The 24631-nt window shown below is 70.6% G+C and carries 26 protein-coding genes and 2 pseudogenes; 18 read left to right on the forward strand and 10 right to left on the reverse strand.

The genetic code is table 11. The annotated features are described in order from the left end of the window. Window positions 1-17 precede the first annotated feature (17 nt). Both HNR57_RS09885 and HNR57_RS09890 read right to left on the reverse strand, forming a co-directional pair. The gene (locus HNR57_RS09885; RefSeq protein WP_184559029.1) at window positions 18-1415 is read right to left on the reverse strand and encodes a condensation domain-containing protein; all 1398 of its coding nucleotides are present in this window, start codon (window positions 1413-1415) and stop codon (window positions 18-20) included. Between the two features lie 227 nt (window positions 1416-1642). Then, complete coding sequence (locus HNR57_RS09890) at window positions 1643-2425, reverse strand: MerR family transcriptional regulator (RefSeq protein WP_184559031.1); 783 nt, start codon at window positions 2423-2425, stop codon at window positions 1643-1645. Between the two features lie 82 nt (window positions 2426-2507). Here HNR57_RS09890 and uvrA point away from each other — a divergent pair, with 82 nt between their 5' ends. The 3 genes from uvrA to HNR57_RS09905 all read left to right on the forward strand — a co-directional run bounded on the left by uvrA (window position 2508) and on the right by HNR57_RS09905 (window position 6258). Beyond that, a complete protein-coding gene (gene uvrA, locus HNR57_RS09895; RefSeq protein ID WP_184559033.1) occupies window positions 2508-4967 on the forward strand; it encodes an excinuclease ABC subunit UvrA in 2460 nt (819 codons plus the stop codon). Window positions 4968-5343: 376 nt separating this feature from the next. Continuing rightward, window positions 5344-5991 carry a DUF6531 domain-containing protein gene (locus tag HNR57_RS39170; protein ID WP_376772213.1) on the forward strand — a complete coding sequence of 216 codons (648 nt, stop codon included), beginning with the start codon at window positions 5344-5346 and terminating at the stop codon, window positions 5989-5991. Window positions 5992-6036: 45 nt separating this feature from the next. After that, window positions 6037-6258 carry a hypothetical protein gene (locus HNR57_RS09905; protein ID WP_184559035.1) on the forward strand — a complete coding sequence of 74 codons (222 nt, stop codon included), beginning with the start codon at window positions 6037-6039 and terminating at the stop codon, window positions 6256-6258. Here HNR57_RS09905 and HNR57_RS40555 read toward each other — a convergent pair. After that, window positions 6252-6467 carry a DUF7848 domain-containing protein gene (locus tag HNR57_RS40555; RefSeq protein WP_313673666.1) on the reverse strand — a complete coding sequence of 72 codons (216 nt, stop codon included), beginning with the start codon at window positions 6465-6467 and terminating at the stop codon, window positions 6252-6254. The genes HNR57_RS09905 and HNR57_RS40555 overlap by 7 nt on opposite strands. A gap of 30 nt (window positions 6468-6497) precedes the next feature. Continuing rightward, a pseudogene (locus tag HNR57_RS39450) lies at window positions 6498-6859 on the reverse strand (hypothetical protein); the annotation flags it as partial. 104 nt (window positions 6860-6963) lie between these two features. Between HNR57_RS39450 and HNR57_RS09915 the strand changes: the two are divergent. Beyond that, entirely contained in the window at window positions 6964-7914 is a 951-nt protein-coding gene (locus HNR57_RS09915; RefSeq protein WP_184559038.1) for a helix-turn-helix domain-containing protein, read from the forward strand. Then, the gene (locus HNR57_RS40560) at window positions 7862-7975 is read left to right on the forward strand and encodes a DUF397 domain-containing protein (protein WP_308122415.1); all 114 of its coding nucleotides are present in this window, start codon (window positions 7862-7864) and stop codon (window positions 7973-7975) included. The genes HNR57_RS09915 and HNR57_RS40560 overlap by 53 nt, the downstream gene beginning before the upstream one ends. 1 nt (window position 7976) lies before the next feature. Here HNR57_RS40560 and HNR57_RS09920 read toward each other — a convergent pair whose 3' ends face one another. From HNR57_RS09920 to HNR57_RS09930, 3 genes are all read right to left on the reverse strand, one after another. Continuing rightward, window positions 7977-8321 (reverse strand): hypothetical protein, encoded by a 345-nt coding sequence (locus HNR57_RS09920; protein ID WP_184559040.1) that lies wholly within the window; start codon window positions 8319-8321, stop codon window positions 7977-7979. Beyond that, window positions 8318-8923, reverse strand: a complete 606-nt coding sequence (locus HNR57_RS09925) for a DUF6232 family protein (protein WP_221342347.1) — start codon at window positions 8921-8923, stop codon at window positions 8318-8320. Before HNR57_RS09925 ends, HNR57_RS09920 begins: the two co-directional genes overlap by 4 nt. Before the next feature lie 68 nt (window positions 8924-8991). Continuing rightward, window positions 8992-9285 carry a PLD nuclease N-terminal domain-containing protein gene (locus tag HNR57_RS09930; protein ID WP_184559042.1) on the reverse strand — a complete coding sequence of 98 codons (294 nt, stop codon included), beginning with the start codon at window positions 9283-9285 and terminating at the stop codon, window positions 8992-8994. Between the two features lie 67 nt (window positions 9286-9352). Here HNR57_RS09930 and HNR57_RS09935 point away from each other — a divergent pair, with 67 nt between their 5' ends. Further along, the gene (locus HNR57_RS09935; RefSeq protein WP_184559044.1) at window positions 9353-10804 is read left to right on the forward strand and encodes a menaquinone biosynthesis decarboxylase; all 1452 of its coding nucleotides are present in this window, start codon (window positions 9353-9355) and stop codon (window positions 10802-10804) included. Further along, window positions 10801-11703 (forward strand): menaquinone biosynthesis prenyltransferase MqnP, encoded by a 903-nt coding sequence (gene mqnP / locus HNR57_RS09940; RefSeq protein ID WP_184559046.1) that lies wholly within the window; start codon window positions 10801-10803, stop codon window positions 11701-11703. The genes HNR57_RS09935 and mqnP overlap by 4 nt, the downstream gene beginning before the upstream one ends. On the opposite strand, the gene HNR57_RS09945 is transcribed toward mqnP, so the two are convergent. After that, entirely contained in the window at window positions 11693-12298 is a 606-nt protein-coding gene (locus HNR57_RS09945) for a rhomboid family intramembrane serine protease (protein ID WP_184559048.1), read from the reverse strand. The two genes, mqnP and HNR57_RS09945, sit on opposite strands and share 11 nt — an antisense overlap. 91 nt (window positions 12299-12389) lie before the next feature. Between HNR57_RS09945 and HNR57_RS09950 the strand changes: the two genes are divergently transcribed. The 9 genes and pseudogenes from HNR57_RS09950 to HNR57_RS09985 all read left to right on the forward strand — a co-directional run bounded on the left by HNR57_RS09950 (window position 12390) and on the right by HNR57_RS09985 (window position 18831). After that, on the forward strand, window positions 12390-13076 hold the full coding sequence (locus HNR57_RS09950) for a UbiX family flavin prenyltransferase (protein WP_184559050.1): 687 nt from the start codon (window positions 12390-12392) through the stop codon (window positions 13074-13076). 57 nt (window positions 13077-13133) lie between these two features. Further along, a complete protein-coding gene (locus tag HNR57_RS09955; RefSeq protein WP_033314055.1) occupies window positions 13134-13589 on the forward strand; it encodes an Lrp/AsnC family transcriptional regulator in 456 nt (151 codons plus the stop codon). 45 nt (window positions 13590-13634) lie between these two features. After that, window positions 13635-14798 carry an aminofutalosine synthase MqnE gene (gene mqnE, locus HNR57_RS09960; RefSeq protein ID WP_184559052.1) on the forward strand — a complete coding sequence of 388 codons (1164 nt, stop codon included), beginning with the start codon at window positions 13635-13637 and terminating at the stop codon, window positions 14796-14798. A 69-nt stretch (window positions 14799-14867) separates the two neighbouring features. Further along, window positions 14868-15518 (forward strand): UdgX family uracil-DNA binding protein, encoded by a 651-nt coding sequence (locus HNR57_RS09965; RefSeq protein WP_184559054.1) that lies wholly within the window; start codon window positions 14868-14870, stop codon window positions 15516-15518. Between the two features lie 16 nt (window positions 15519-15534). Continuing rightward, on the forward strand, window positions 15535-16059 hold the full coding sequence (locus tag HNR57_RS09970) for a GNAT family N-acetyltransferase (protein WP_184559056.1): 525 nt from the start codon (window positions 15535-15537) through the stop codon (window positions 16057-16059). Between the two features lie 92 nt (window positions 16060-16151). Then, window positions 16152-16451: a DUF4229 domain-containing protein gene (locus HNR57_RS09975; RefSeq protein WP_184559058.1), complete on the forward strand. Its 300-nt coding sequence runs from the start codon at window positions 16152-16154 to the stop codon at window positions 16449-16451. 182 nt (window positions 16452-16633) lie between these two features. After that, window positions 16634-16693: pseudogene (locus HNR57_RS40855) on the forward strand (putative leader peptide); the annotation flags it as partial. Window positions 16694-16759: 66 nt separating this feature from the next. After that, window positions 16760-18070 (forward strand): dicarboxylate/amino acid:cation symporter, encoded by a 1311-nt coding sequence (locus tag HNR57_RS09980; RefSeq protein ID WP_184559060.1) that lies wholly within the window; start codon window positions 16760-16762, stop codon window positions 18068-18070. Between the two features lie 95 nt (window positions 18071-18165). Beyond that, the gene (locus HNR57_RS09985; RefSeq protein WP_033309102.1) at window positions 18166-18831 is read left to right on the forward strand and encodes a TetR/AcrR family transcriptional regulator; all 666 of its coding nucleotides are present in this window, start codon (window positions 18166-18168) and stop codon (window positions 18829-18831) included. On the opposite strand, the gene HNR57_RS09990 is transcribed toward HNR57_RS09985, so the two are convergent. Next, window positions 18819-19670: a MaoC family dehydratase gene (locus HNR57_RS09990; protein WP_184559061.1), complete on the reverse strand. Its 852-nt coding sequence runs from the start codon at window positions 19668-19670 to the stop codon at window positions 18819-18821. The genes HNR57_RS09985 and HNR57_RS09990 overlap by 13 nt on opposite strands. Beyond that, on the reverse strand, window positions 19670-20974 hold the full coding sequence (locus HNR57_RS09995) for a 3-oxoacyl-ACP reductase (RefSeq protein ID WP_184559063.1): 1305 nt from the start codon (window positions 20972-20974) through the stop codon (window positions 19670-19672). Before HNR57_RS09995 ends, HNR57_RS09990 begins: the two co-directional genes overlap by 1 nt. A gap of 133 nt (window positions 20975-21107) precedes the next feature. Here HNR57_RS09995 and HNR57_RS10000 point away from each other — a divergent pair, with 133 nt between their 5' ends. Together HNR57_RS10000 and HNR57_RS10005 are read left to right on the forward strand one after the other, a co-directional pair. Further along, the gene (locus HNR57_RS10000) at window positions 21108-22397 is read left to right on the forward strand and encodes an acetyl-CoA C-acetyltransferase (RefSeq protein ID WP_184559065.1); all 1290 of its coding nucleotides are present in this window, start codon (window positions 21108-21110) and stop codon (window positions 22395-22397) included. A 230-nt stretch (window positions 22398-22627) separates the two neighbouring features. Further along, a complete protein-coding gene (locus HNR57_RS10005) occupies window positions 22628-24547 on the forward strand; it encodes an AMP-dependent synthetase/ligase (RefSeq protein ID WP_184559067.1) in 1920 nt (639 codons plus the stop codon). The last annotated feature ends 84 nt before the right edge of the window (window positions 24548-24631 follow it).

Genomic DNA, 24631 nt, shown 5'->3' on the forward strand with positions numbered 1-24631 from the left:
CTCCTGAGCAGCGGTGGTCAGCCCTGCCGGGCGACGCTCGTGATCACCTCCCGCAGTCGGGTCGCGTACCGGGACACGTTCTTGTGCGCGATCTCGGTGTCCGGATAGCGGCAGGCGAACCACAGACCCTCGTGGAGTCTGTTGACCCAGACGCAGACCCGGTCGCCGTACGAGACCCTGACCAGTCCGTAGACCTTCTGCTCGGCCCACCGCTCGGAGCCGGGGATGTCGCGGGCGTCGAGGTAGGACACCAGGGAGTACAGGTCGGGAGACGTGGGGCGGAAGTCCGTTCCGATCAGCCGGAGCACCCGTTCGAGGGGTGTGCGGGCCAGCCGCCGGTTGGCGCGCAGCTCGGCGCGTGCGTTCTCCAGGGCTCCGTGGAAGTCATGGACCTCCGCCAGCGGGATCTCGACCGGTGCCCCGCCGACGTACCAGCCCACGGAGTCCGACAACCGTGACGTCACCCGGGTGTGGAACGGCACGATGGTGCGGAAGACGGGCTCCCCGTCGATCTCGTGGAGGATGAGCGCAGTGGCCGCCAGTACGCCGACCACGCTGCCGCCGTAGGGCCGGCAGTGCGCCTCGAACGCGTCGGCGTCGTCGGCGTCCACCAGTGGCTCGCACAGCGCCTTCTGCCGGGGCAGCCCGCCGTCGGGATCCAGCCCGAGATCGACGGGGAAGTTCGGCAGCTGCCCCTCGCAGTTCTTGATGAACTCCCGCCAGCGGACCACGATGTCATGGTCCTCGCTGAGCTTGTCCGCGTCCGCCCGTTCGGCCTGGCAGAAGTCGACGTAGCTGGCGACGGGTTCCTGCCCCGGGGAGCGGCCCGCCCCGACCGCCGCATAGAGCTCATGCAGGGCGGCGGGGATGTTCTGGAGTGAGTAGGCGTCGACGTTGCTGTGGTCGAAGGCCATGTACACGCTGGTGCTGTCGTCCCGGACGACCGCCGCGTAGATGAAGTTGGGCCACCGGAGTGCGTCCGCCGCGGTGTCGAACCGCTTCTGGAGATGCTCGGCCAGCGCTGTCTCGTCCGTGAAGTCGCCGATCTCCTCCCGGTGCAGCCGCACGTCCTCGCTGCCGAGGGTGAACCGGGCGATCTCGTCGCCGGGCGGCCCGGACCAGGCGAAGCCGCTGCGCAGCGTCTCGTGCCGCAGCGTCCAGGCGTGCAGCGCGCCCTGGAGGACGTCCAGTTCCGCCCGGCCGGGGAGATCGAAACACACGCCGATCCAGGTCGGTACGAACAACCCGTCCTCACGTACGGACCGGGAGGTTCTGATGTGCGACTCCTGGATGTAGGCCGGGGGTCTGCGGTCCTCGGGCAAGCCCTTCACCGTCGCGGCGGCCGCTGGATCGAGTGTCCACTCCACGAGCCGTCCCGGTCGTACCTCACAGTGTCGGATGTCCGTCAAGCGCACGAGGTGTCTCCGTTCGCGGATGGGATGCCCCGATCTGGATGTGCCGTGGCGGTGAACAGCCCACACCGGATTCCCCGAAGGGTCAGTCGAACGGATGGCACCCCACGGCGACAGGGTGGTCACCACCGTCGGGCCTTGGTACGCACGCCCGTCGCCCCGGACCAGCTGACCTGGACCATGGTGGTGTGCGATGTGGCGTCAAGTGCCGCGCCGATGGCCGGAGCCGGCTACCGCGCAGCCGAGCCGGGTCCCGGCGCATCTGCTGTCGATCCTGTCGTCGTCCCGGCTGCGGTGAGCCCGTCGGAGCAGGCGTCCAGGTACGTGTGCAGGGCGGCCGCGCCCTCGATCATGAGCCTGGTGCGGGCCGTCAGCGCCTCCCCGCGGGACGCCACGGCTGCCCGCAGCGCCGCACTGCCGCCCTCCCGCCGCAGCCCTTCCAGCACCGGCCTGATCTGGTCGAACAGGTAGTGGCTGCGGCGCAGGGTGTGCACGAGCCGGGCGTCGCGCACATCGGCCGGCGTGTAGCTCCGGTAGTCCGTCCCGCGCTCGCGCCCCGGCGTGAGCAGCCCGGCCCCCTCCCACACCCGCAGCGCGGAGGTCCGTACGCCCAGCAGCACCGCCACCTCGCCGATGCGCAGCGCGCCCGGGCGCGGCAGCGGGGCGGGTGGTTCGGCCGCGAGCAGTTCCAGGGCCTCGCTCGCCGCCCGCAGGGACACCCGCTCCTCGTGCAGGGCGGCATGCGCGGCGTCGACCAGCGCGAGCGCGCCCGGGACGTCCCCCGTGTGCAGGGTCCGCATGATGTCCGCCGCCGTCACCGGGCCGTACCCCCGCATCAGCGTCCGGTAGGCCAGCAGCGCACCGCGGTGGACCTCCCCGAAGACGCGGTAGCCGGACGCGGTCCGCGCGGCCGGCGGGAGCACACCGGCGTCCTCGTAGTTGCGGATCTGCTGCGGCGAGACACCGGCCAGCCGGGCCAGGTCGACGGGGCGGAGGCGGCGGTCGTTCGTCATCGATTTGAAGGTTACGGCAGGAAAAGGGGCCGTGGAAGCCTCTCAAGTCTCAACAGAGCACTTAAATGGAAGACTTGAAGGAATGGACGACTGCATCCGCGTCACCGGCGCACGCCTCCACAACCTCAAGAACGTCTCCCTCTCCCTGCCGAAGAACAAGCTGGTCGTGCTGACCGGCCTGTCCGGCTCCGGCAAGTCCACCCTCGCCTTCGACACCCTCCACCGGGAGGGCCAGCGGCAGTACCTGGAGTCGCTGGGCATGGTCACCGGCTTCGTCAGCAAGCCCGCCGTCGACTCCATCACCGGCCTGTCCCCGTCCATCAGCGTCGACCAGCACCACACCAACCGCAGCCCCCGCTCCACGGTCGGCACGGTCACCGAGGTCTACACCTACCTGCGCCTGCTGTGGTCGCGCATCGGCATCCGCCCCTGCCCCGGCTGCGGCAAGGACATCCCGCCGTCCTACGCCGACGGCACCGAGGCCGACGAGGACGCCGAGGCGGAGCAGCGGCCCTGCCCGCACTGCTCCACCCCCGTGCCCGAACTGGTCATGGGCTCCTTCTCCTTCAACAAGCCCGCCGGGGCCTGCCCGGCCTGCACCGGCCTGGGCGAGGTGATCCGCCCTGACGTACGGCGCTTGGTCGACGACGGGAAGCCGGTCGCGCGGGGGGCGGTGAAGGGCTGGAGCGCGAAGTACACCGACTGGAGCCTGCCCGTGCTGCGGGCCGCCGCCGCCCACTACGGCTTCACCCTCGACACCGGCACACCCTTCGGTGAACTCGGCGAACCGCAGAAGGACTTGCTCCTGCACGGCGTCGCGAGCCCCGAGTTCCGGCGGCACTTCCCCGACACCGAGCCTCCGGCGACCGTGACGGCGGGCCGTTTCGAAGGCGTCGCCACGGCGCTGCTGCGGCGCTACAGCGACCGCGCCGAGGACCCCGACTACCGCGAACGGGCCGAGCGGCAGGGCCTGGTGAAGCAGCCCTGCGGGGAGTGCGGCGGGACCCGGCTGCGCGCCGAGGCCCGGACGGTGACCGTGCACGGCCTGACCGTCGTCGACGCCGCCCGGCTTCCGCTGACCGGCCTCGGCGCCTGGCTGACCGGCCTGCGCGAGCGGTCGGACGGTGACGAGTGGCTGCTCGTGGAGCCGGTCGTCGCCGACCTGGAGGAGCGGGTCCGGCGCCTGCTGGACGTCGGAGTCGGCTACCTCACCCTGGGCCAGGCCACGCCCAGCCTCTCCGCCGGCGAGACCCAGCGGCTGCGCCTGGCCGCCCTGCTGGGGTCCGGCCTGACCGGCGTCCTCTACGTCCTGGACGAGCCGACCATCGGCCTGCACCCCTCGGACACCGCCCGCCTGGTCGACGTCCTGCGCCGCCTGCGCGACCTGGGCAACACGGTGCTGGTCATCGAGCACGACCTGGAGGTGCTGAAGGCCGCCGACCATGTGGTGGACGTGGGGCCGGGGGCGGGCCGGGACGGCGGGCGGATCGTCGCCGAGGGCACGCCGCAGGAGGTGGCCCGGACCGAGGGCTCGGTCACCGGCGCGTACCTGTCCGGCCTGCTGTCCGCGTCGCCGTCACGGGGGCGCGGAGACGGCGAGGCGGCCGTCGTGATCCGCGGGGCCCGGGCCCACAACCTCCGGGACCTGACCGTACGGATCCCGCTGCGTCGCCTGGTCACTGTCACGGGCCCGTCCGGCTCCGGCAAGTCGACGCTGCTGCTGGACATCCTCGGCCGGGCCGCCCGCCGCCACTTCCACGGGGCGGGGGAACTGCCCGCCGAGCACGACGGCATCGACGGCTGGGAGCACCTGTCCAAGGCCGTCCTCATCGACCAGCAGCCGGTCGGCCGCGTGCCCCGTTCCAACGCGGCGACGTACTCGGACGTCTTCACCCCGATCCGCGAGGTCTTCGCCGCCCGCAGCCGAGGCCGCCTGACGGCCGGTCACTTCTCTTTCAACATGCCCGGCGGACGCTGCGAACGCTGCGAGGGCGCGGGCGTCCTCACCGTCCACATGCACTTCCTGCCGGCGGTGGAGGTGCGCTGCCCGACGTGCAAGGGCCGCCGCTTCCGGCCGGAGGTGCTGACGGTCCGGCACGAGGGCCATGACATCGCCGAGGTACTCGGGGCGACGGTGGAGGAGGCCCTGACGGTGTTCGGGGACGTCCCGCCGGTCGCCACCCGGCTCCGGCGCATGGCCGACGTCGGCCTCGGCTACCTCCCCCTCGGCCAGCCCGCCACAACCCTCTCCGGCGGCGAGGCCCAGCGTCTGAAGCTCGCCAAGGAACTGGGACGGCGGACGACCGGACGCGCCCTGTACCTGCTGGACGAACCGACGACGGGCCTGCACTCCGCCGACACCGCCCGCCTCCTCGACGTCCTGCAACGCCTCGTCGACGCCGGGCACTCGGTCGTCACCATCGAGCACAACCTCGACGTCGTCCGCGCCTCGGACTGGCTGATCGACCTGGGGCCGGAAGGCGGCGCGGGCGGGGGTCGGCTGGTGGCGCAGGGGGCACCCGGGGTCCGCATGGCGGAGTGACGCCGTGCTGCATGGTTTTCGGTCAGCATGACCGCCAGAAATGGTGACGGAATGGATAATTCCCCCCATCGGCGATGGCGGTTTACGTCGTAGTGTCCGCATTCGCCCCGTCGAAGGGGTGCGTCTGATTCCGGCCCGTATGAGCCGGGTGTTGCGGGGCACGACCCGTGGGTTTGTGTGCTTCTTATGACAGCTTGTGTGGCCGAGGTGACCGTATGGGCCACCGGTTCTGACTGTCTGTCTGACTTCCTGTGGGGGGAAGCTGATGCACTTACGTGCTGGAAGCACGCCGTTTCGGCGTGCCCGGAGATTCTCGCGTCACGGACTCGTAGCGGCCCTTGCGACCCTGTCCCTGATCGCCCCGGCCGTACCGGCGTTGGCCGCGCCGACGCCGGCGCCGGCCGATCCGGGGCCGACGTCGGTGTGGGGCAAGAAGACCGACTTCGAGGTGCCGCCGGTCAAGGTCGGCACGACCAAGCCCGTGCCCGGCGAGGCGGAGGCCGCACCGACGAACGAGCAGGCCGCTTGGCGGGCCGAGCAGAGGGAACGTGCCCGCACCGGTGAAATCCCCAAGTCGGCGGCGACATCGGCGCGTTCGGCGGAGGCCGACGCCGCCGCGGCGGTGTACGTGCCCGAAGATCAGGGCGCGGTGCCCTGGCACCAGATCTCCGACTTCCGGATCACCGACGCACTGGTGGCCCGGATCAACCTCTCGACCGGCAACCTGATGCTCGCCGCGACCGACTTCGAGATCGCCGGCGTCGGGCAGAAGCTGCGCCTGGCACGGACGTACAACTCCTTCGACGCGCCTTGGGGGAAGGTGTCCCAGCGGTGGTGGCAGGAGTACGAGCGTGGGCGGCCAGTGGCCGCCCACGGCCTCCGGCGAAAGGACAAAGGAATGGACATCACCACCCTCGCCGCGGACGGCAAGGAGCCGGTCACCGGGCCTCTGCTCTATTTCCTCATCGGTGTCGCGGTCCTCTTCGCTGTGATCATCGCTGTACGGCTCCTGCGGAAGAGGTGAGTCGCTGATTTGGCGACCGGGAAGCAAGCGCGATGGGAGGAACTGATGGATGAGCGCACCCTGGTGGGCATTGGCGCGATAGTCATCGGAATCATGTTGGTGTTCGGAAGTCAGGCTCTCGCCAGGCGATCGATGCGAAATCAGAACGTGTTCGGCAGGGCCAACCGTGAACAGCCCGCCATGGCCAGAGCCATGCCCGTGGTGATCGGATCCGGCTTGGCGTTGTGCGGAGTGCTCGTCCTCACGGGTGTTCTGGGAGTTCAGTAGGCGCGCCTGTCCAGCACCGCGTAGTCGGCGAAGCTGCGGCGGTAGCGCAGGTGCCTCGTCTCCTGGGTGTGCCTGCGCTGCCACTCCTCCACCTCGCCGGGTGCCTGGCACGGGCCCGAGCCCGCCCCACAGTCCTCCTCCTCGCCCGAGACGCAGTACGCCTCGTACTCGGGCTGCGCCGACGCGTCCTGCACGATCGTGTAGGGCACGTACCGGAAGATCCTGCGGCCGGTGGATTCCCCGCCGTGCTCGTCGCGTTGGTGCTGGCGCAGCAGCACGTTCGCGTCCGTCACGGCACTGCCGTCGAAGCCGCGCGTGCCCGGTCCCGCCGGAGCGCCAGCTCCTCACAGGTCGCGCACCCGGGCACGGGGGACGGGGGCCGGGTCGGATCGGCCGACAGTCCTTCCCTGGAACGCTCGTTGAGCGCCCGTACGCCCGCGCTGAGCCGCTCGTCCAGGGTGGCCTCCCGGATCCTCGCCGGGTCCGCCTGCCATTCCCGGCCGCCGCCGACCGGGCGCAGCACCACGTACGGGCCGGTTCTGTCCTGGTACTCGCCGACCTTGCGCGTGTGCGGGTCGTAGACGAGCGTTCCCGGTTCCATTTCGCGTACCTCCGTCACTCTGGGTGTATCGAGCGTTGCGCACGGGAACAGTCCGGTTCAATGCTTGGCGTGTGACCCCGGTGCACTGTCACGGAGGGGGAGCCGTGAGCCGACGGAATGGCGGAGCGGAGTCGGGGGCGAGTACGGCGGCCGTGTTCGGGGAGGTGCTCCGGCATTTCCGCGAGGCCGCGCTGCTCACGCAGGAGGGCCTGGCGAGGCAGATCCCCTGCGACCGTTCGCACGTGGCGCGAGTGGAGGCCGGTACGAGGGTTCCGCAGGACACGTTCGCCAAGACCTGTGACGAACTTCTGGGTACGGGTGGGGTGCTGCTTCGTCTTTGGGCCCGGATCGACTGGTATCCGCAGGTGGAGCATCCGGATTGGTTCCGGCGGCGGGCGGAGATGGACGAGGTGGCAGTCTCCCTCCGGGAGTACCAGGAGCGTGTGATTCCGGGCTTGTTGCAGACGGCGGATTACGCCCGGGCGCTGTCCTGTCGTTACGTGAGCGGGGTGGAGCTTGAGGAGCGAGTACGAGCTCGACTGAGTCGACAGCAGCGCTTCCTCGCCGATGGCGGTCCGCTGTATGTCGTCGTCCTCGACGAGAGCTGCCTGCGCAATGTGGTCGGCGGCCCGGCTGTCATGCGAGACCAGTGCGCTCACTTGCTGAACCTGGCACAGCGCCCCAACATCCGCGTCCAGGTCGCGCCAGCGGGCCCCTTCGAGATCGTTCGTCCCAGCGGCTCCATGTCGATTATCACGCTGCCGGAAGGGCGCCATTGGCTGTACTCGGAATCCCTGAACCGCGGCCACTTCACGAACGATCCGGCCCTCTACGAGCGCTATAACCAGTTCTATGATGTGCTCAGGGCGGACGCCCTGTCAGCTCCCCAGTCCGCCGATCTGATCCACGAGACGATGGAGAGGTACGGGCGCCATGGACAGGAACCCGCTGACCTGGGTCAAGAGCAGCTACAGCGACGGCAACGGCGGCAACTGCATAGAAATAGCCCCCGGTTACCCCGAAACCGTCCCCGTCCGCGACAGCAAGAACCCTGACGGACCGGTCCTGGTCGTCACCCGGTCCGCCTGGTCCGCGTTCGTCGGATCCCTGCGCTGACCTACTGCCCGCTCACCATCTGCAGGATCCGGTTGGCCGCCTCCGCGACCGGCTGCCCCACCGCCCCGACGGCCGCGGCGATCGCGGCGACAGCCATCAGCGCCCGGTGCCGCTCCTGCGCGGGCGCGGCGTCCGCGGCCAGCACCGGCAACGACTCGTCGATGAGCTGCGCGCTCGGCTGCGGCAGCTGATCGCGCAACTCCCGGACCTCGCGGATCAGTTCGGCGAGGGCCAGCCGCAGGGCGGGGTCCGTGTCGCCCGAGGCCCCGTTCTTCACGATGCCCGTGTTGCCGCTGCCGCCGTGCATGGTGACGTTGTCGCCGTAGTAATAGTTGTTGCCGCTCATGCCGCGATCCCCGTGTTCCCGCTGCCGCCGTACATGTTCACGCTGTCACCGAAGTGGTAGTTCGTGGGTGAGTTGATCGTCAAGCGCTCCACCGTCACCTGGAACTCGGTGTCGGGGTTCTCCAGCGCGCCCGCGACGTAGCCCACGAGCTGGTCGAGGTGCTGGGGGTTCGGGCTGGTCACCATCGCCGTGGACGGGCCGGCCGTCTCGACGGCGAGGACGTAGTGCGACTGGGCCGTGACGACGGAGAGCATGTCCACGAAGAAGTAGATCAGCGCCGCGCCCGTACCGAGCCACACAATGGTGAGGACGCCGGTGCCCGTGGACCTGCCGTCGATGAAGGTCAGACTGCCGATGATCGACAGGCCGATCCCCACGGCCAGGGTGATCAGGGCGCGGGTCAGGAAGCGGAAGGCCGCCTCCTTGCGCTTGGGGTGCAGGGTGAACGTGTACACCCGGGCGATGTTGCGCAGGGGGTACGCGGCCGTGCCGACCCATAACAGGCTTTTGTGGACGCGCAGTTGGACGTCCGTCATGGTGCGCGGCGGCTTGGCGGGCGGAGGCGGCACGTCCCACTGCCCCGGTGGCTGCTGTGTCTCCATGGACACCATTGGCGACCATGTGCTTACCGAGGGCAAGTGGTTTCACGCGGCCGGTGAGGCCGGTGCCCTCAGGACTCGTCGCGCCTCGGGTCGTCGTCCTTGTTCTTGTCCTCGTCGAGGGACTTCAGGAAGTCCGGATTGTCGTCCGGCGCCACCCACTTCCGGGGACGCTCCGCCGCGGGCACCCGCTTCTTGCCGGCGATGAGCCAGGAGATCGACCCGACGAGCGGGAACAGCAGCACGAGGATCGCCCACAGCGGCTTGGGCATGTGGCGGATCTCGTCGTCCTTGGTGCTGATGCAGTCGATGAACGCGTACACGCTCAGCGCCAGCGGCACGAGGAACATCAGTACCCGGAGCATGCGGCCTCTCAGCGAAAGCGGGTGGGTGGTTCCAGGCCAGGGTAGCGGCTCGGGGATACTTGACCCCATGGCTTACGACGATCTTCGCTCCCTGCTCAGGGCGCTGGAGCGCGAGGGCGACCTCAGGCGCATCAAGGCCGAGGTGGACCCGTACCTGGAGGTCGGGGAGATCGTCGACCGGGTGCAGAAGTCCGGCGGCCCCGCCCTGCTCTTCGAGAACGTGCGCGGGTCGAGCATGCCGCTCGCGATGAACGTGTTCGGCACGGACCGGCGGCTGCTGAAGGCCCTGGGCCTCAAGTCGTACGCCGAGATCTCCGAGCGGATCGGCGGGCTGCTGAAGCCCGAGCTGCCGCACGGCTTCGTCGGTGTCCGGGAGGCCTTCGGCAAGCTCGGCGCGATGACGCACGTGCCGCCGAAGAAGGTGAAGGACGGCCCGGTCCAGGAGGTCGTCCTGACCGGGGACGACGTCGACCTCGACCAGCTGCCCGCCCTGTTCACCTGGCCGAAGGACGGCGGGTCGTTCTTCAACCTGGGGCTGACCCACACCAAGGACCCGGAGAGCGGCGTCCGCAACCTCGGGCTGTACCGGCTCCAGCGGCACGACAAGCGCACCATCGGCATGCACTGGCAGATCCACAAGGACAGCCGGAACCACTACCAGGTGGCCGCGCGCCGGGGCGAGCGGCTGCCCGTTGCGATCGCCTTCGGGTGCCCGCCCGCCGTGACGTACGCCTCCACCGCCCCGCTGCCCGGCGACATCGACGAGTACCTGTTCGCCGGGTTCCTCGCGGGCAAGCGGATCGAGATGGTCGACTGCAAGACCGTGCCGCTCCAGGTGCCGGCGCAGGCAGAGGTCGTGATCGAGGGCTGGCTGGAGCCGGGCGAGATGCTGCCCGAGGGCCCCTTCGGCGACCACACCGGCTTCTACACGCCGCAGGAGCCCTTCCCGGCGCTGAAGATCGACTGCGTCACGATGCGGAAGCGGCCGCTGCTCCAGTCGATCGTCGTGGGCCGCCCGCCGACGGAGGACGGGCCGCTCGGCCGGGCGACGGAGCGCTTCTTCCTGCCGCTGCTGAAGATCATCGTGCCGGACATCGTGGACTACCACCTGCCCGAGGCGGGCGGCTTCCACAACTGCGCGATCGTCTCGATCGACAAGAAGTACCCCAAGCACGCGCAGAAGGTCATGCACGCGATCTGGGGCGCGCACATGATGTCGCTGACCAAGCTGATCGTGGTCGTCGACTCCGACTGCGACGTGCACGACCTGCACGAGGTCGCCTGGCGGGCGCTGGGCAACACGGACTACGCCCGGGATCTGAGCATCGTCGAGGGCCCCGTCGACCACCTCGACCACGCCTCCTACCAGCAGTTCTGGGGCGGCAAGGCCGGCATCGACGCGACGAAGAAGTGGCCCGAGGAGGGCTACACCCGCGACGGCGGCTGGCCGGACATGGTCGAGTCGGATCCGGAGACGGCGGCGAAGGTGGACCGCCGCTGGAAGGAGTACGGGCTGTGAGTTCCGCTTCCGCCGCCATCCCCCAGCCGGGACGCACCAAGGCGTTCCTGCGGCTGGTGATGATCGAGCACTCGGTCTTCGCGCTGCCCTTCGCCTACATCGCCGCGCTCACGGCGATGTTCCAGTGGGACAAGAACATCCACTGGGGCAAGCTGCTGCTGGTCACCGTCTGCATGGTGGGCCTGCGCACGTTCGCCATGGCGGTCAACCGGATCATCGACCGGGAGATCGACGCCCGCAACCCGCGCACGGCGCAGCGCGAGCTGGTGACGGGCGCCATGTCGGTGAAGCACGCCTGGACGGGTGCGCTCATCGCCCTGGCCGTGTTCCTCGGCGCGGCGGCCCTGCTCAACCCGCTGTGCCTGGCGCTGGCCCCCATCGCGGTGATCCCGATGGTGGTCTACCCGTACGGCAAGCGGTTCACGAACTTCCCGCAGGCCATCCTCGGCCTCGCCCAGGCCATGGGCCCGGTCGGCGGCTGGCTGGCGATCACGGGCTCCTGGTCCTGGGACGCGGTGATCCTCGGTCTCGCCGTCGGGATCTGGATCGGCGGCTTCGACCTGATCTATGCCTGCCAGGACGTGGAGACCGACCGGGAGATCGGCGTCATGTCCGTCCCCGCGCGGTTCGGCATCCCGTCGGCGATCTGGGGAGCCCGCGTCTGCCACGCCCTCACGACGGCCCTGTTCGTCTGGTACGCCCTCGCCACCGGCGCCGGTGCCTTCTTCTGGCTGGGCCTGCTGATCGTGGCCGGCGCGTTCCTCTACGAGCACTCGATCGTGCGCCCCCACGACCTCTCCCGGGTGAACCGGGCCTTCTTCAGCGTCAACGGCTTCATCGGCATCGCCCTGTTCGTGTGCGCGCTGCTGGACCTGCTGGTGCGTGGCCTCACCGTGTGAGCGCGGGCGGTGCCGCCGGGTCGCGGCGGAACACGAACGCCGCCGCCACCCCCGCCAGCAGGCCCAGCAGATGGCCCTGCCAGCTGACGCCCGACTGGGTCGGGGCCAGGCCCGCCAGGATCGAGCCGCCCCAGACCGCGGCGACCAGGACGCCCGCCAGGACGCCCCAGGGGCGGCGCTCGACGAAGCCGCTGACCAGGAGGAAGCCGAAGAGCCCGAAGATCACGCCGGAGGCGCCCGCGGTGTTGGTGTGGTCCGGGGCTATGAGCCAGACGCCCAGGCCGTCGACGACGATGATCAGCGCGCAGACGAGCAGGAACCGGCGCAGGCCGGCGAGCGCGGCGAGGAAGCCGAGGACCAGCAGCGGCACGGTGTTCGCCGCCAGATGGGCGAAGCCGAAGTGGATGAAGGACGAGGGGACGACATCGACCAGCTCGGACGCGTCGCGCGGGGTGACGCCGAAGCCGTCCAGCGCGTGGCCCGTCGCCACGTCGACCACTTCCAGCAGCCACAGCAGCGCGACCCAGGCGAGCATCAGCTTGCCCGCGGCCAGCGCACGGTCGCCCTGTGACCACCCGGCGCGCGGATTCGACATGGCGACCCCCAGTGCTCGCTCGTCCCCTCCGTGCAACGGCCCGCACCCCTTGGCCGGTTCCCACCCTGCGGCGCCGGATAGGCTCGGTGTTGTGAACCCAGTCAAGCCAGGCGAGACGCCGCGTACGCCTTGGATCGTAGGGGTGTCCGGGGCCTCCGGCACTCCGTATGCCGCTGCCGTGCTGCGGGCTCTGCTCGACGCCGGCGAGAGCGTCGATCTCGTGGTGTCCCGGGCCTCCAGGCTCACCCTGCTGGACGAGACCGGGATCTCCTTCCGGGACGCCCACTGGCAGGCCGACCTGCGGGAATGGCTGTCCCGGGGCGCCGACGGCAAGCCGGACACCTTCTCCGTCGACATCGGCGCCGTACGGCACTGGAGCGCCGGCGACCTGGCCGCCGGGCCCTCCTCGGGGTCGTACCCCACCAAGGGCATGCTCATCGTGCCCGCCTCGACGGCGAGCGTGGCCGGGGTCGCGCTCGGCCTGTCGAAGGACCTGCTCCAGCGGTCGGCGAGCGTGACCCTCAAGGAGGGCCGCAAGCTGATCGTGGCCGTGCGCGAGACCCCGCTGAACGGCCAGACCCTGCGGCACCTGGTCACCCTCGACGACGCGGGCGCGACGGTCGTGCCCGCCTCACCCGCCTTCTACGCGGGCGCGACGCACATCCAGGACCTGGTGGACTTCGTCGCCGGACGCGTACTCGACGCGGCGGGCGTGCCGCACCGGCTCTACCGGCGTTGGCAAGGTGAACTCGGCGGCGGTGCGCACCGCGACGGCTGAGCGGTACCCGAACCTCATCGGACACAACGACAACTTCAGCGGAAGGCTTCGATCGCAATGGACGCGGTGGACAGGCAGCTCATCCAGGCCCTGAGGGAGAACGGCCGGGCCTCCTACGCGGAGCTGGGACGCCTCGTCGGACTGTCGGGACCCAGTGTCACCGACCGCATCAACCGGCTGGAGGCGGCCGGGGTCATCACCGGCTACCGGGCCACCGTCGACGCCGCGTCGCTCGGCCTCGGCGTCACCGCCCTGATCGGCATCTCTCTCTCCGACGCCACCGACCACGAGGACGTGGCGCAGCGGCTGAAGGACCTCTCGGAGATCGAGGACTGCTGGTTCATCGCGGGCGACGACTCGTACATGCTCAAGGTGCGGGCGGCGGACGTCGACGGTCTGGAGAAGATGATCCGGCGGCTCAGCGGGATCGAGGGCGTCTCCCGCACGCGTACGACGATCGTGCTCTCCACGAAGTGGGAGAACCGGGTCGGGGAGCTGCCCGAAGAGGAGTAGAGCGGTAGCCGTACGGTTGGGATGTTGTCGTAGAAAGGTGTGGGCATGGATCTCGGGCTCAAGCGCGAGCTGGAGGAGAAGGTCAGGGCGGGTGTCCGCCTGACCCGTGAGGACGGCATCGCGCTGTACGAGTCGGACGACCTGGCCTGGCTCGGCGGCCTCGCGCACGAGGTGCGGACGCGCAAGAACGGCGACGTCGTGCACTTCAACGTCAACCGGCACCTCAACATGACCAACGTGTGCACGGCCTCCTGCGCGTACTGCTCCTTCCAGCGCAAGCCGGGGGAGAAGGACGCCTACACGATGCGCATCGAGGAGGCCGTGAAACTCGCGAAGGCGATGGAGTCGGAGAACCTCACCGAGCTGCACATCGTCAACGGGCTGCACCCGAACCTGCCGTGGCGGTACTACCCGCGGTCGCTGCGTGAGCTGAAGGCGGCGCTGCCGGACGTCTCGCTGAAGGCGTTCACGGCCACGGAGATCCACCACTTCGAGACCATCTCCGGGATGTCGGCGTCGGAGATCCTCGACGAGCTCATCGACGCCGGTCTCGAGTCCCTCACCGGCGGTGGCGCCGAGATCTTCGACTGGGAGGTCCGGCAGCACATCGTGGACCACCGGACCCACTGGGAGGACTGGTCCCGGATCCACCGCCTCGCGCACGAGAAGGGTCTGAAGACCCCGTGCACGATGCTGTACGGGCACATCGAGGAGCCGCGGCACCGGGTGGACCACGTGCTGCGGCTGCGTGAGCTGCAGGACGAGACCGGCGGTTTCCAGGTCTTCATTCCGCTGCGGTACCAGCACGACTTCGTCGACATGCAGGACGGCAAGGTGCGCAATCGCCTGCAGGCGCGGACGCAGATGGCGACGGGGGCCGAGGCGCTGAAGACCTTCGCCGTGTCGCGGCTGCTGTTCGACAACGTGCCGCACGTCAAGGTGTTCTGGGTGATGCACGGGGTGCAGACGGCGCAGCTGGCGTTGCAGCACGGTGCGGATGACATGGACGGGTCGGTCGTCGAGTACAAGATCACTCATGACGCGGACAACTACGGGACGCCGAACAAGCTGACGCGTGAGGATCTGCTGGACCTGATTCGTGATGCCGGGTTCCGGCCGGTGGAGCGGAACACTCGGTACGAGATCATTCGGGAGTATGAGGGGCCCGACGCTTCGCGTCGCGAATCGCCGCAGCCGATGCGGGTGTGATTGCGGCTACAGGTGTGTGGGGGCTGGTCGCGCAGTTCCCCGCGCCCCTGGGGTGGGTACCCGGAGGGCATGGTTGCCACCAAGGCGCCTGAGGACGCCTACAGCGCCGAACCGTTCGTTCCCAGTCGGGGCGGGCTTGTTGCCCTGCGGAAGGCCGCTGCCGAATGCCGGGGGTGTCCGCTGCATCGGGACGCCACCCAGACCGTGTTCGGGGCCGGTGACACGGACGCCCGGGTCATGCTCGTGGGGGAGCAGCCCGGGGATCAGGAGGACCGGCAGGGGAAGCCGTTCGTCGGGCCGGCCGGGAAGCTGCTGGACCGGGCCTTGGAGGAGGCCGGCATCGATCCCTCCGAGGCCTATGTCACCAACGCCGTGAAGCACTTCAAGTTCACGCAGGCCGAGCCCCGCAAGCGGCGGATCCACAAGGCTCCGAACCTGCGGGAGATGACCGCGTGCGGGCCCTGGCTGGCCGCGGAGCTCGCGGTCGTGGAGCCGGAGCTGATCGTCGTGCTGGGGGCCACCGCCGGGAAGGCGCTGCTCGGGTCCTCGTTCCGGGTCACGCAGGTGCGCGGGACGGTGCTGGAGGAGGAGATCCACGGGCGCCCCGAGCGGCTGGTGCCGACCGTGCATCCGTCCTCGGTGCTGCGGTCCGACGACCGGGACGCGGCGTACCGGGGGCTGGTGTCGGACCTGCGCGTGGCGGCGGACGCCTTGTCGTAATAGCTACAATCCATCCATGCCCCTTACCTTCACGCTCGGTCCCGCCGTCACCCCCGAGCTGCGGGACGGCTTGCTCGACCTGTGGACCGATGTCTCCAACGCCGGCGGGGCCGTCGGGTACGTGCCGCCGGTGACGCGGGAGGAGATCCGCCCCGCGCTGGTGCAGCACTTCGCGTCGATGGCGGACGGCCGGGCCAAGCTGCTCGTCGGGCACGACGGGGAGGGGCGGGTCGCGGCGACCGCGTTCCTGACCTTCAACACACACCATCTGATGACGCACTGGCTGTGGCTCTACACGGTGATGGTGCACCCGCGCCACCAGGGCAAGGGTTATGGCCGCGAGCTGCTCGCCGCCGCCGCGGGCGTGGCCAGGGACATGGACGGGATCGAGGCGATCCGGCTGACCTGCCGGGGCGGCCTCGGTCTTGAGCGGTTCTACGAGTCCTGCGGCTACAAGGAGGTCGGGCGGATCCCGGGGGCGATCCGGGTGGCCCCGGGGGACGACCGGGAGGACGTCATCATGCTGCTGCCGCTGGATTGACCCCCGTGCAAGATCGGCCGTACGGCGTGCTTCACTGGACGGTGCCCCTTTGGGTGCGTTCTGGCCGTTCGAAACCGGAAGAGTGGATTGAGATGCTCCGCTACACGCTGATGCGCCTCGGAATCTTCGTGGGCTGCCTCGTGGTCGTCTGGGGCGCTGTCTACTCCGGGATCGCCCCGCGCGGGCTCGGCAACAGCAACGGGCTGTGGATCGTGGCTCTCGCCCTGCTCATCTCCGCGCCGATCAGCCTGGTCGTGCTGCGCAAGGAGCGGGACCGGGCGTCGGTCCAGGTCGCGCGGCGGGTCGACCGGATGAAGGCCAACCTGGACGCCAACCGCAGCCAGGAGGACGTGGCCGACGACACCACCCGGGCCCAGGGGCAGGCCTCGTAGGGTCCCTCACTCGCGTTCCGGTGCCCCGTTTCCGTACATGCTCGGAAACGGGGCGCTTTGCGTTGTATGGGTGTGTGTGCGTCGTCACCTGTCAAAGCCAGGCTTTGGGGTCCTCAAAGCTCAGGTGTTAAGGTCGTTGTATGAAGTCAGCAGTCGCGCCCCACTCGCCTCTGAGCGCTCCGCTCGTGGCGCGGCTGCACGTGGATCTCTGTCGGTGCGCGTCCGCTTTCTGTCGTCCCTGACGTAACGCAACCCCCCGTCGTCTCCCACGTCAGTTCCCCCCTCGCGTCCCCCAACGGAGTCAGTCCGTGTCCTCACACACGAAGTCCTTCAAGGTGCCCTTCTGGGCCCAGATACTCGCCGGCCTCGTTCTGGGTGTGCTGCTCGGCTGGCTCGCCCGCGACCAGGACGTGTCCTGGCTGGTCACGACCCTGGAGAAGGTCGGCGACACCTTCATCGGGCTGCTGAAGCTCGCGGTCGCCCCGCTCGTCTTCTTCGCGATCCTGGTCTCGATCACCAACCTGCGGAAGGTCAACAACGCGGCCCGCCTGGCCTCGCGCACCCTCCTCTGGTTCATGATCACGTCGCTGATCGCGGTGAGCATCGGCCTGATCATCGGCCTGGTCACCAACCCGGGCGCCGGCACCGGCCTCACGCCCAAGGACGGCGCGAAGCCCGAGAGCACCGGTTCCTGGATCGACTTCCTGACCGGCATCGTCCCGACCGACGTCATCACGCCGTTCACCGACCTGAACGTGCTCCAGATCGTCTTCATGGCCGCCGTCGCCGGTATCGCCGCGCTCCAGCTCGGTGAGAAGGCCCAGCCGATCCTCACCCTGAGCGAGTCGGTTCTCAGCCTGCTCCAGAAGGCGCTGTGGTGGGTCATCCGGCTCGCCCCGATCGGCACGATCGGCCTCATCGGCTACGCCATCGCCACCTACGGCTGGGACCTGATCGGCAAGTACGCGACGTTCACCGCCGACATCTACGTCGGCTGCCTCATCGTGCTGTTCGGCGTCTACCCGACGCTGCTCGCGACCGTCGCCAAGGTCAACCCGATCCAGTTCTTCAAGGGCGCCTGGCCCGCGATCCAGCTGGCCTTCGTCTCCCGCTCCTCGGTCGGCACCATGCCGCTGACGCAGAAGGTCACCGAGCGGCTCGGCGTGCCGAAGGAGTACGCCTCCTTCGCCGTGCCGTTCGGCGCGACGACCAAGATGGACGGCTGCGCCGCGATCTACCCGGCCATCGCCGCGATCTTCGTCGCCCAGATCTTCGACATCCAGCTGGGCGTCGGCGACTACCTGCTGATCGCGTTCGTCTCGGTGGTCGGCTCCGCCGCCACGGCCGGCCTCACCGGCGCGACGGTCATGCTGACCCTGACCCTGTCCACCCTCGGCCTGCCGATGGAGGGCGTGGGCCTGCTCCTCGCGATCGACCCGATCCTGGACATGATCCGCACCGCGACCAACGTGGCCGGGCAGGCGCTGATCCCGGTTCTGGTCTCCGCCCGCGAGAACCTGCTCGACCGCGACGCGTACGCCACGGCCGACGGTTCCTCCCTGGACGAGCCGCTCGACGAGCCGCGCGACAAGGCCGAGCCGGTCCCCGCGACCGCCTGACGGCCGGCCGGCATCGAGAACTGACGGGCCCCCTGGGCGGTCCTTCCCCGGTTCACCGGGCGAGGGCCCTCCAGGGGGCCCGTACGCTAAGCGGTATGGGTGCCGTGAAGACCAAGCGGATGCCGCGCGCGGTCCGTGAACAGCAGATGCTGGACGCCGCCGTGCAGATCTTCGGCCAACGGGGCTACATGGCCGCGTCGATGGACGAGATCGCCGAACTGGCCGGTGTGTCCAAGCCGTTGGTGTACCTGTACCTCAACTCGAAGGAAGACCTCTTCACCGCCTGCATCCGCCGGGAGGCGGGGGCCCTCGTCGAGGCGGTACGGGCCGGGGTCCGCCGCGACCTGCCGGCCGACCGGCAACTCTGGGAGGGCCTCGGCGCCTTCTTCGCGCACACCGGCGAGAACCCGGACGCGTGGTCGGTCCTGCACCTCCAGGCCCGTACCCACGGCGAGCCGTTCGCCGCCGAGGTCACCGCGATGCGCGAGGAGATCGTCGCGTTCGTGACCCAGCTGATCCTCGCCGGGGCCCGCGAGGCCCACCGCGATCCCGACCTGCCGGAGCGCGAGGTCGCCGGCCTCGCCGAGGCCCTGGTCGGCGCCGCCGAGTCGCTGGCCGCCTGGGCCAACGCCACCCCGGGCGTCACCGCCCGGCAGGCCGCGGCCACGCTGATGAACTTCGCCTGGGCGGGGCTCGGCGACCTCATGGCCGGGCGGCCCTGGGCACCTCCGGAGGAGCCGCCGGGCCCTCACGTCGGATAGACGTCCCCCGTCACGTGGATCCGGTCCTCCGGGCCGCGCAGTTCGAACCGGCCGTCCCGCGCCGCGTACGTCACCGTCCCGGGCAGCAGGACCGGTGCCCGGAACTCCGCGCGCAGATGGCAGTGCTGGGGGACGCCGTGCTCGGCGAGGCAGCGGGCCACGGTCCACATGCCGTGGGCGATGGCCCGGGGGAAGCCGAACAGTCGGGCCGTGAGCGGGTGCAGGTGGATCGGGTTGCGGTCCCCGGAGGCGGCCCCGTAGCGGCGCCCGACATCCCCGGCGAGCCGCCACTCGTCGACCGGTGGCAGCGGTGTGCGCGCCTCCGGCTCCCGGGGCACCGCGGTCGGCCGGTCCGTGCGGTGCCGGGCCAGGTACGTGCTCCTCGACTCCCAGACGACGGCACCGCCGCGGCGCACCTCGGTGACGACCGTGGCCTCCGTGCCGCGCCGGTGTGGGAGCAACCCCTCGACGTGCACGGAGAGTTCGTACCTGCCGCCGGGTGACATCCGCTCGTGCCGGGTGACCGTGATCGACGTGTGGACGAGGCCGAGCAGCGGCAGCGGGAAGTCCCGGCCGCTCATCAGCCGCATGGCCAGGGGGAAGCCGAGCACATGCGGATACGTCACCGGCAGCGCGTCCTCTCCGACGGGGAACCCGCAGACCCGCTCGTACGCCGCGAGCCGCGCGAGGTCGACGCGCAGGTCCGGCACGACGAGTCGGGTGCGGGGGAACTCCGCGTCGGAACGGGGGCGTTTGAAGGGGGAGAGCAGAGCGCCGCGGGCCAGGAGCGGGGCGAGGGCGGGAGGCCCGGTGAGCACGAGGGCGTCGGGGCCGGTCATCACGCCCCCAGCAGGCTCTGGCCGCAGACGCGGACGACCTGGCCGTTGACCGCGCCCGAAGCCGGGTGGGCCAGCCAGGCGGTGGTCTCGGCGACATCGACCGGGAGACCGCCCTGGGCGAGGGAGTTCATCCGGCGGCCCGCCTCGCGGATGAACAGCGGGACGGCGGCCGTCATCCTCGTCTCGATGAACCCGGGCGCGACCGCGTTGATAGTCACGCCGTGCTCTGCGAGCGCGCGCGGCGCGAGGGAGCGGACCAGGCCGACGACGCCCGCCTTGCTCGCCCCGTAGTTGGTCTGGCCGGCGTTGCCCGCGATCCCCGCGATCGAGGCGGTGGCGACGATCCGGCCGCCGCGCTTCAGCGTCCCCTCCTTGAGCAGGGCGTCCGTGGTGCGCAGCACGCTCGCCAGGTTCACTTCGAGGACGGAGATCCAGCGTTCGGACGGCATGTTCACCAGGCGCCGGTCGCGGGTGATGCCCGCGTTGTGGATCAGCAGGTCGAGGCCGTCGGGCAGGGCCTCGGCGATCCGGGCGCCCGCGTCGGCGGACGTCATGTCGAGCAGCAGCGCGGTGCCGCCGAGCCGCTCGGCGACCCGCCGGGCGTCCTGTTCGGCCTGCGGCACGTCGAGGACGACGACCCGGGCACCGTCCCGGGCGAGGGTCTCGGCGACCGCCTCACCGATGCCCCGGGCGGCGCCGGTGACCAGGGCGGTGCGGCCGGCCAGGGGGCGGTCCCAGTCGGGCGGAGGGGCCTCCTGGGGCGCCCCCACCTCGATCACCTGCCCGCTGACGTAGGCCGACTTGGGCGACAGCAGGAAACGGAGCGTGGACTCCGCGGCGGCCGCGTCCGTGAGCCGGACCAGGTTCACCGTCCTGCCCCGGCCGGTCTCCTTGCCGAGGGAGCGGGTGAAACCCTCCAGGGCCTGCTGGGCCGCGGCCTGGTGGTGGTCGGCGGGGTCGAGGGGCGCGCCGAGCAGGACCACGCGCCCGCTCGCCGCCACCGACCGCAGGGCAGGGTGCAGGGCGGCGTGCACCTCCGCCAGGTCCTCGACGGTCCGCACCCCGGTCGCGTCCAGGACGACGGCCGCCGCACGGCCGGAGCCGGCCGGGCCGATCCCCGTGCGGGCCAGGACCGGTGCCAGGCCCAGGGCGGACCGGCCCGCGGTGAGGTGCAGCAGACCGCCGTCCAGGGCGGGCCGCTCCGGGGACCAGCGGATCAGCGGCGCGGGCTGCGGCAGGCCCAGCCTGCGGGTGAGGAAGCGGCCGGGCGCGGTGCCGGTGAAGCGCAGATAGCGGTCGGCCATGACGACTCCCAGTTCCCGACGACGGGCTCGCTGAAGGGGCTCACTGAAGCCCCACTGTGCTTACTCTGGAGTAAGGTTACCGGAGGTAAGGCTATGTCACGGACGAGGAGCGGGTCGAGATGAGGTGGTCGAGATGAGCCCCCAGCGGTTGTCGACGTCGGTGCGGCGCGTGGCGGTCGTCGGCGGAGCGCGCATCCCCTTCGCCCGCTCCGACGGCCCCTACGCCACCGCCTCCAACCAGCAGATGCTCACCGCCGCCCTCGACGGCCTGGTCGAGCGGTACGGGCTCCGGGAGCCCGGCGCGGTCGGCGAGTTCGTCGCCGGGGCCGTGCTCAAGCACGCCCGCGACTTCAACCTCGCCCGCGAGACCGTCCTCGGCTCGCACCTCCACCCGAGCACCCCCGCCTACGACATCCAGCAAGCCTGCGGCACCGGCCTCCAGGCCGTCATCGCCGCCGCCAACAAGATCGCCCTCGGCCAGACGGAATCGGCCGTCGCGGGCGGCGCCGACACGGCCAGCGACGCACCGCTCGGCGTCAACGACTCCCTGCGCCGCATCCTCCTGGAGGCCCGCCGGGCCAAGTCGCCCGGCGCCCGCCTGAAGGCCCTGGCGAAGGTGCGCCCGGGCCACCTCGTCCCCGACATCCCGCGCAACGGCGAGCCGCGCACCGGCCTGTCCATGGGCGAACACGCCGCCGTCACCGCCCGCTCCCGGGGCATCCCCCGCGCGGCGCAGGACGAACTCGCGGCCACCAGTCACCAGCGGCTGGCGGCGGCGTACGAACGCGGCTTCTTCCAGGACCTGGTGGTCCCCTTCCGGGGCCTGGCCCGCGACCAGAACCTGCGCCCCGGCTCGACCGTGGAGCAACTCGCCTCCCTGAAACCGGTGTTCGGGCTCGGCCATCCCGACCCGACCATGACGGCAGGGAACTCCACCCCGCTGACGGACGGCGCGGCCACCGTCCTGCTGGCGAGCGAGGAGTGGACCCGGGAGCGGGGGCTGGAGCCGCTCGCGTACCTCACCGCGTACGAGACGGCCGCCGTCGACTTCGTGGGCGGCGACGTGGCCGGCGGCGAGGACGGACTGCTCATGGCGCCCGCCCACGCCGTCCCGCGCATGCTGGAGCGGGCCGGCCTCGGCCTGGACGACTTCGGCCTCGTCGAGATCCACGAGGCGTTCGCCTCCCAGGTGCTCGCGACGCTCGCCGCCTGGGAGAAGCGGGGCCTGGGCACGGTGGACCGCGCCCGGCTGAACGTCGCCGGCTCCTCCCTCGCGACCGGCCACCCCTTCGCCGCCACCGGGGCCCGGATCGTCGCCACCCTGGCCAAGCTCCTCGCCGAACGGGACGCCCCCGCCCGCGGCCTGATCTCCGTCTGCGCGGCGGGCGGGCAGGGGGTGACCGCGATCCTGGAACGGGCCTGACCATCACGGGCCGCAGAACCTGAAGGGTCCTCACGTAACCCCCGAGATTGCACAGGCCTGGCTCCGGACCATCCCCGAATTCGCACAAACCCGCCACGTGAGCGCCGTACGATCCCGTTCCTACCGTCAGTAACCCCTTTCTGGGGTTTCAGCCGGTTGAGCGCCTCGGCGTGCGAGGCACGTACGTCATGCAGCAAGCAGTCCTTCGCTGCACGCCCCAGGAGCCGCCCGTGTCCACTGCGTATCCCTCCTCCGCCTACGGCGACGCGTACGGCGGACCGGTCCTGGTCGAGCCCGAGGTGCGGCGGATGGACGGGGCGGTACGGGAGGCCTCCGTACCGCCGCTGGCCCCGCCGTGGACGCACGGCTCGCTCGCCGACCTGCCCTTCGACAACGCGAACGCCCATCCGGACGCCGTGGTGCTCAGCCGCAAGGACGCCGACGGCCGCTGGAACGACGTCACGGCGACACAGTTCGCCGACCAGGTACGGGCCGTGGCGAAGGGCCTGATCGCCGAGGGCCTGATGCCGGGTGACCGGGTCGCCGTGATGGCCCGCACGATCTACGAGTGGACGGTCCTGGACTTCGCCGCCTGGGCGGCCGGACTGGTCACCGTCCCCGTCTACCCCACGTCCTCCGTCTTCCAGGCCCGCTGGATCCTCCAGGACTCCGGCGCGGTCGCCCTGGTCACCGAGACCGCCGCGCAGGCCGCCGCCCTCGGCCCCGAGCGCGAACGCCTGCCCGACCTCAAGCACCTGTGGGTCGTCGAGAAGGGCCACGTGGACCGGCTTGCGGAAACCGGTGCCCACCTGCCCGACCAGGAGGTCGAGGTGCGGCGCGGCATGCTCGGCCCCGACACCATCGCCACCCTCGTCTACACCTCGGGCACCACCGGCCGCCCCAAGGGCTGCGCGCTCACCCACGGCAACTTCTTCGCCGAGGTCGACAACGCCATCGAGCTGCTCTACCCCGTCTTCCGGGCGAGGACCAGCGAAGAGGCCTCGGTCCTGCTGTTCCTGCCGATGTCCCACGTCTTCGGCCGCATGGTGGCGATCGCCTGCATCCGGGCCCGCGTCCGGCTGGGCCACGCCCCCAGCATCAAGGCCGACCGGCTCCTCCCGGACCTGGCCAGCTTCCGGCCGACCTGCCTGCTCGCCATTCCGTACATGCTGGAGAAGGTCTTCAACTCGGCCCGCGCCAAGGCCGAGGCGGGCGGCCGGGTCTCCTCGTTCGACCGCGCGGCGGCGGTGGCGCAGCGCTACGGCGAGGCCCTGGAGGCCCAGCAGACGGGCACCGGCCCCGGCCCCTCCCGCGCCCTCAAGACCGCCCGCGCCTTCTACGACCCCCTGGTCTACCGCCGCATCCGCAACGCCATGGGCGGCAGGGTCCGTTACGCCATCTGCGGCGGCTCCCCTCTCGGCAGCCGCCTGGCCGCGTTCTACGCCGGCGCCGGCATCGAGATCTTCGAGGGCTACGGCCTGACCGAGACCACCGGCGCGAGCACCGTCACCCCGCCCCTCAAGCCCCGGCTGGGCACCGTCGGCTGGCCGTTGCCCGGCACCCGCGTCCGTATCGCCGCCGACGGCGAGATCCTCGTCGGCGGCGACCACGTGCTGCGCGGCTACTGGGACCCGCAGGCCGGCGGCGTCGTCCCCGCCGCCCCCGACGGCTGGCTCGCCACCGGCGACCTCGGCGAACTGGACGACGAGGGCTATCTGACGATCACCGGCCGCAAGAAGGAGATGCTCATCACCGCGGGCGGCAAGTCCGTCGCCCCGGCCCCGCTGGAGAACTGGCTGCGCTCACACCCGCTGATCTCCCAGTGCCTCGTCCTGGGCGACGGCCGCCCCTTCGTCTCGGCGCTGATCACCCTCGACCCGGACGGCATCACCCACTGGCGCCAGATGAACGGCAAACACCCCGTCCCCGCCACGCTCCTCGTCGACGACGAGGAACTGCGCGCCGTCCTCCAGCGAGCCGTCGACGAGGCCAACAAGATGGTCTCCCGCCCGGAGTCCATCCGCCGCTTCGCCATCCTCCCCGAGGACTTCACCGAGGAGGCGGGCCATCTGACCCCGTCGATGAAGCTCCGCCGGGAGGCCGTGCTGCGTGCTTTCGCCACGGAAGTGGAGGGTCTGTACACGCGGTGAGGCACCTTTGCGATCTCTTCACACGTGCTTATTGACGACGCACGGCGTCTGCCCGTTGGCTTTCGACCACCTCGTCACGATGCT

Origin of the sequence: Streptomyces paradoxus (genome assembly GCF_014202475.1) — a bacterium.
GTDB lineage: Bacteria > Actinomycetota > Actinomycetes > Streptomycetales > Streptomycetaceae > Streptomyces > Streptomyces paradoxus.

What these genes read in the sequence shown, in the direction of transcription:
- HNR57_RS10000 (WP_184559065.1), top strand. Translation starts at nt 21,108, where the DNA reads ATGAGCCCCCAGCGGTTGTCGACGTCGGTGCGGCGCGTGGCGGTCGTC.
- HNR57_RS09990 (WP_184559061.1), bottom strand. Translation starts at nt 19,670, where the DNA reads ATGACCGGCCCCGACGCCCTCGTGCTCACCGGGCCTCCCGCCCTCGCC.
- HNR57_RS09985 (WP_033309102.1), top strand. Translation starts at nt 18,166, where the DNA reads ATGGGTGCCGTGAAGACCAAGCGGATGCCGCGCGCGGTCCGTGAACAG.
- HNR57_RS09955 (WP_033314055.1), top strand. Translation starts at nt 13,134, where the DNA reads ATGGACGCGGTGGACAGGCAGCTCATCCAGGCCCTGAGGGAGAACGGC.
- uvrA (WP_184559033.1), top strand. Translation starts at nt 2,508, where the DNA reads ATGGACGACTGCATCCGCGTCACCGGCGCACGCCTCCACAACCTCAAG.
- HNR57_RS09920 (WP_184559040.1), bottom strand. Translation starts at nt 8,321, where the DNA reads ATGAGCGGCAACAACTATTACTACGGCGACAACGTCACCATGCACGGC.
- HNR57_RS09975 (WP_184559058.1), top strand. Translation starts at nt 16,152, where the DNA reads ATGCTCCGCTACACGCTGATGCGCCTCGGAATCTTCGTGGGCTGCCTC.
- HNR57_RS09970 (WP_184559056.1), top strand. Translation starts at nt 15,535, where the DNA reads ATGCCCCTTACCTTCACGCTCGGTCCCGCCGTCACCCCCGAGCTGCGG.
- mqnE (WP_184559052.1), top strand. Translation starts at nt 13,635, where the DNA reads ATGGATCTCGGGCTCAAGCGCGAGCTGGAGGAGAAGGTCAGGGCGGGT.
- HNR57_RS09930 (WP_184559042.1), bottom strand. Translation starts at nt 9,285, where the DNA reads ATGCTCCGGGTACTGATGTTCCTCGTGCCGCTGGCGCTGAGCGTGTAC.
- HNR57_RS09965 (WP_184559054.1), top strand. Translation starts at nt 14,868, where the DNA reads ATGGTTGCCACCAAGGCGCCTGAGGACGCCTACAGCGCCGAACCGTTC.
- HNR57_RS09935 (WP_184559044.1), top strand. Translation starts at nt 9,353, where the DNA reads ATGGCTTACGACGATCTTCGCTCCCTGCTCAGGGCGCTGGAGCGCGAG.
- HNR57_RS09995 (WP_184559063.1), bottom strand. Translation starts at nt 20,974, where the DNA reads ATGGCCGACCGCTATCTGCGCTTCACCGGCACCGCGCCCGGCCGCTTC.
- HNR57_RS09905 (WP_184559035.1), top strand. Translation starts at nt 6,037, where the DNA reads ATGGATGAGCGCACCCTGGTGGGCATTGGCGCGATAGTCATCGGAATC.
- HNR57_RS09925 (WP_221342347.1), bottom strand. Translation starts at nt 8,923, where the DNA reads ATGGAGACACAGCAGCCACCGGGGCAGTGGGACGTGCCGCCTCCGCCC.
- HNR57_RS09945 (WP_184559048.1), bottom strand. Translation starts at nt 12,298, where the DNA reads ATGTCGAATCCGCGCGCCGGGTGGTCACAGGGCGACCGTGCGCTGGCC.
- HNR57_RS09890 (WP_184559031.1), bottom strand. Translation starts at nt 2,425, where the DNA reads ATGACGAACGACCGCCGCCTCCGCCCCGTCGACCTGGCCCGGCTGGCC.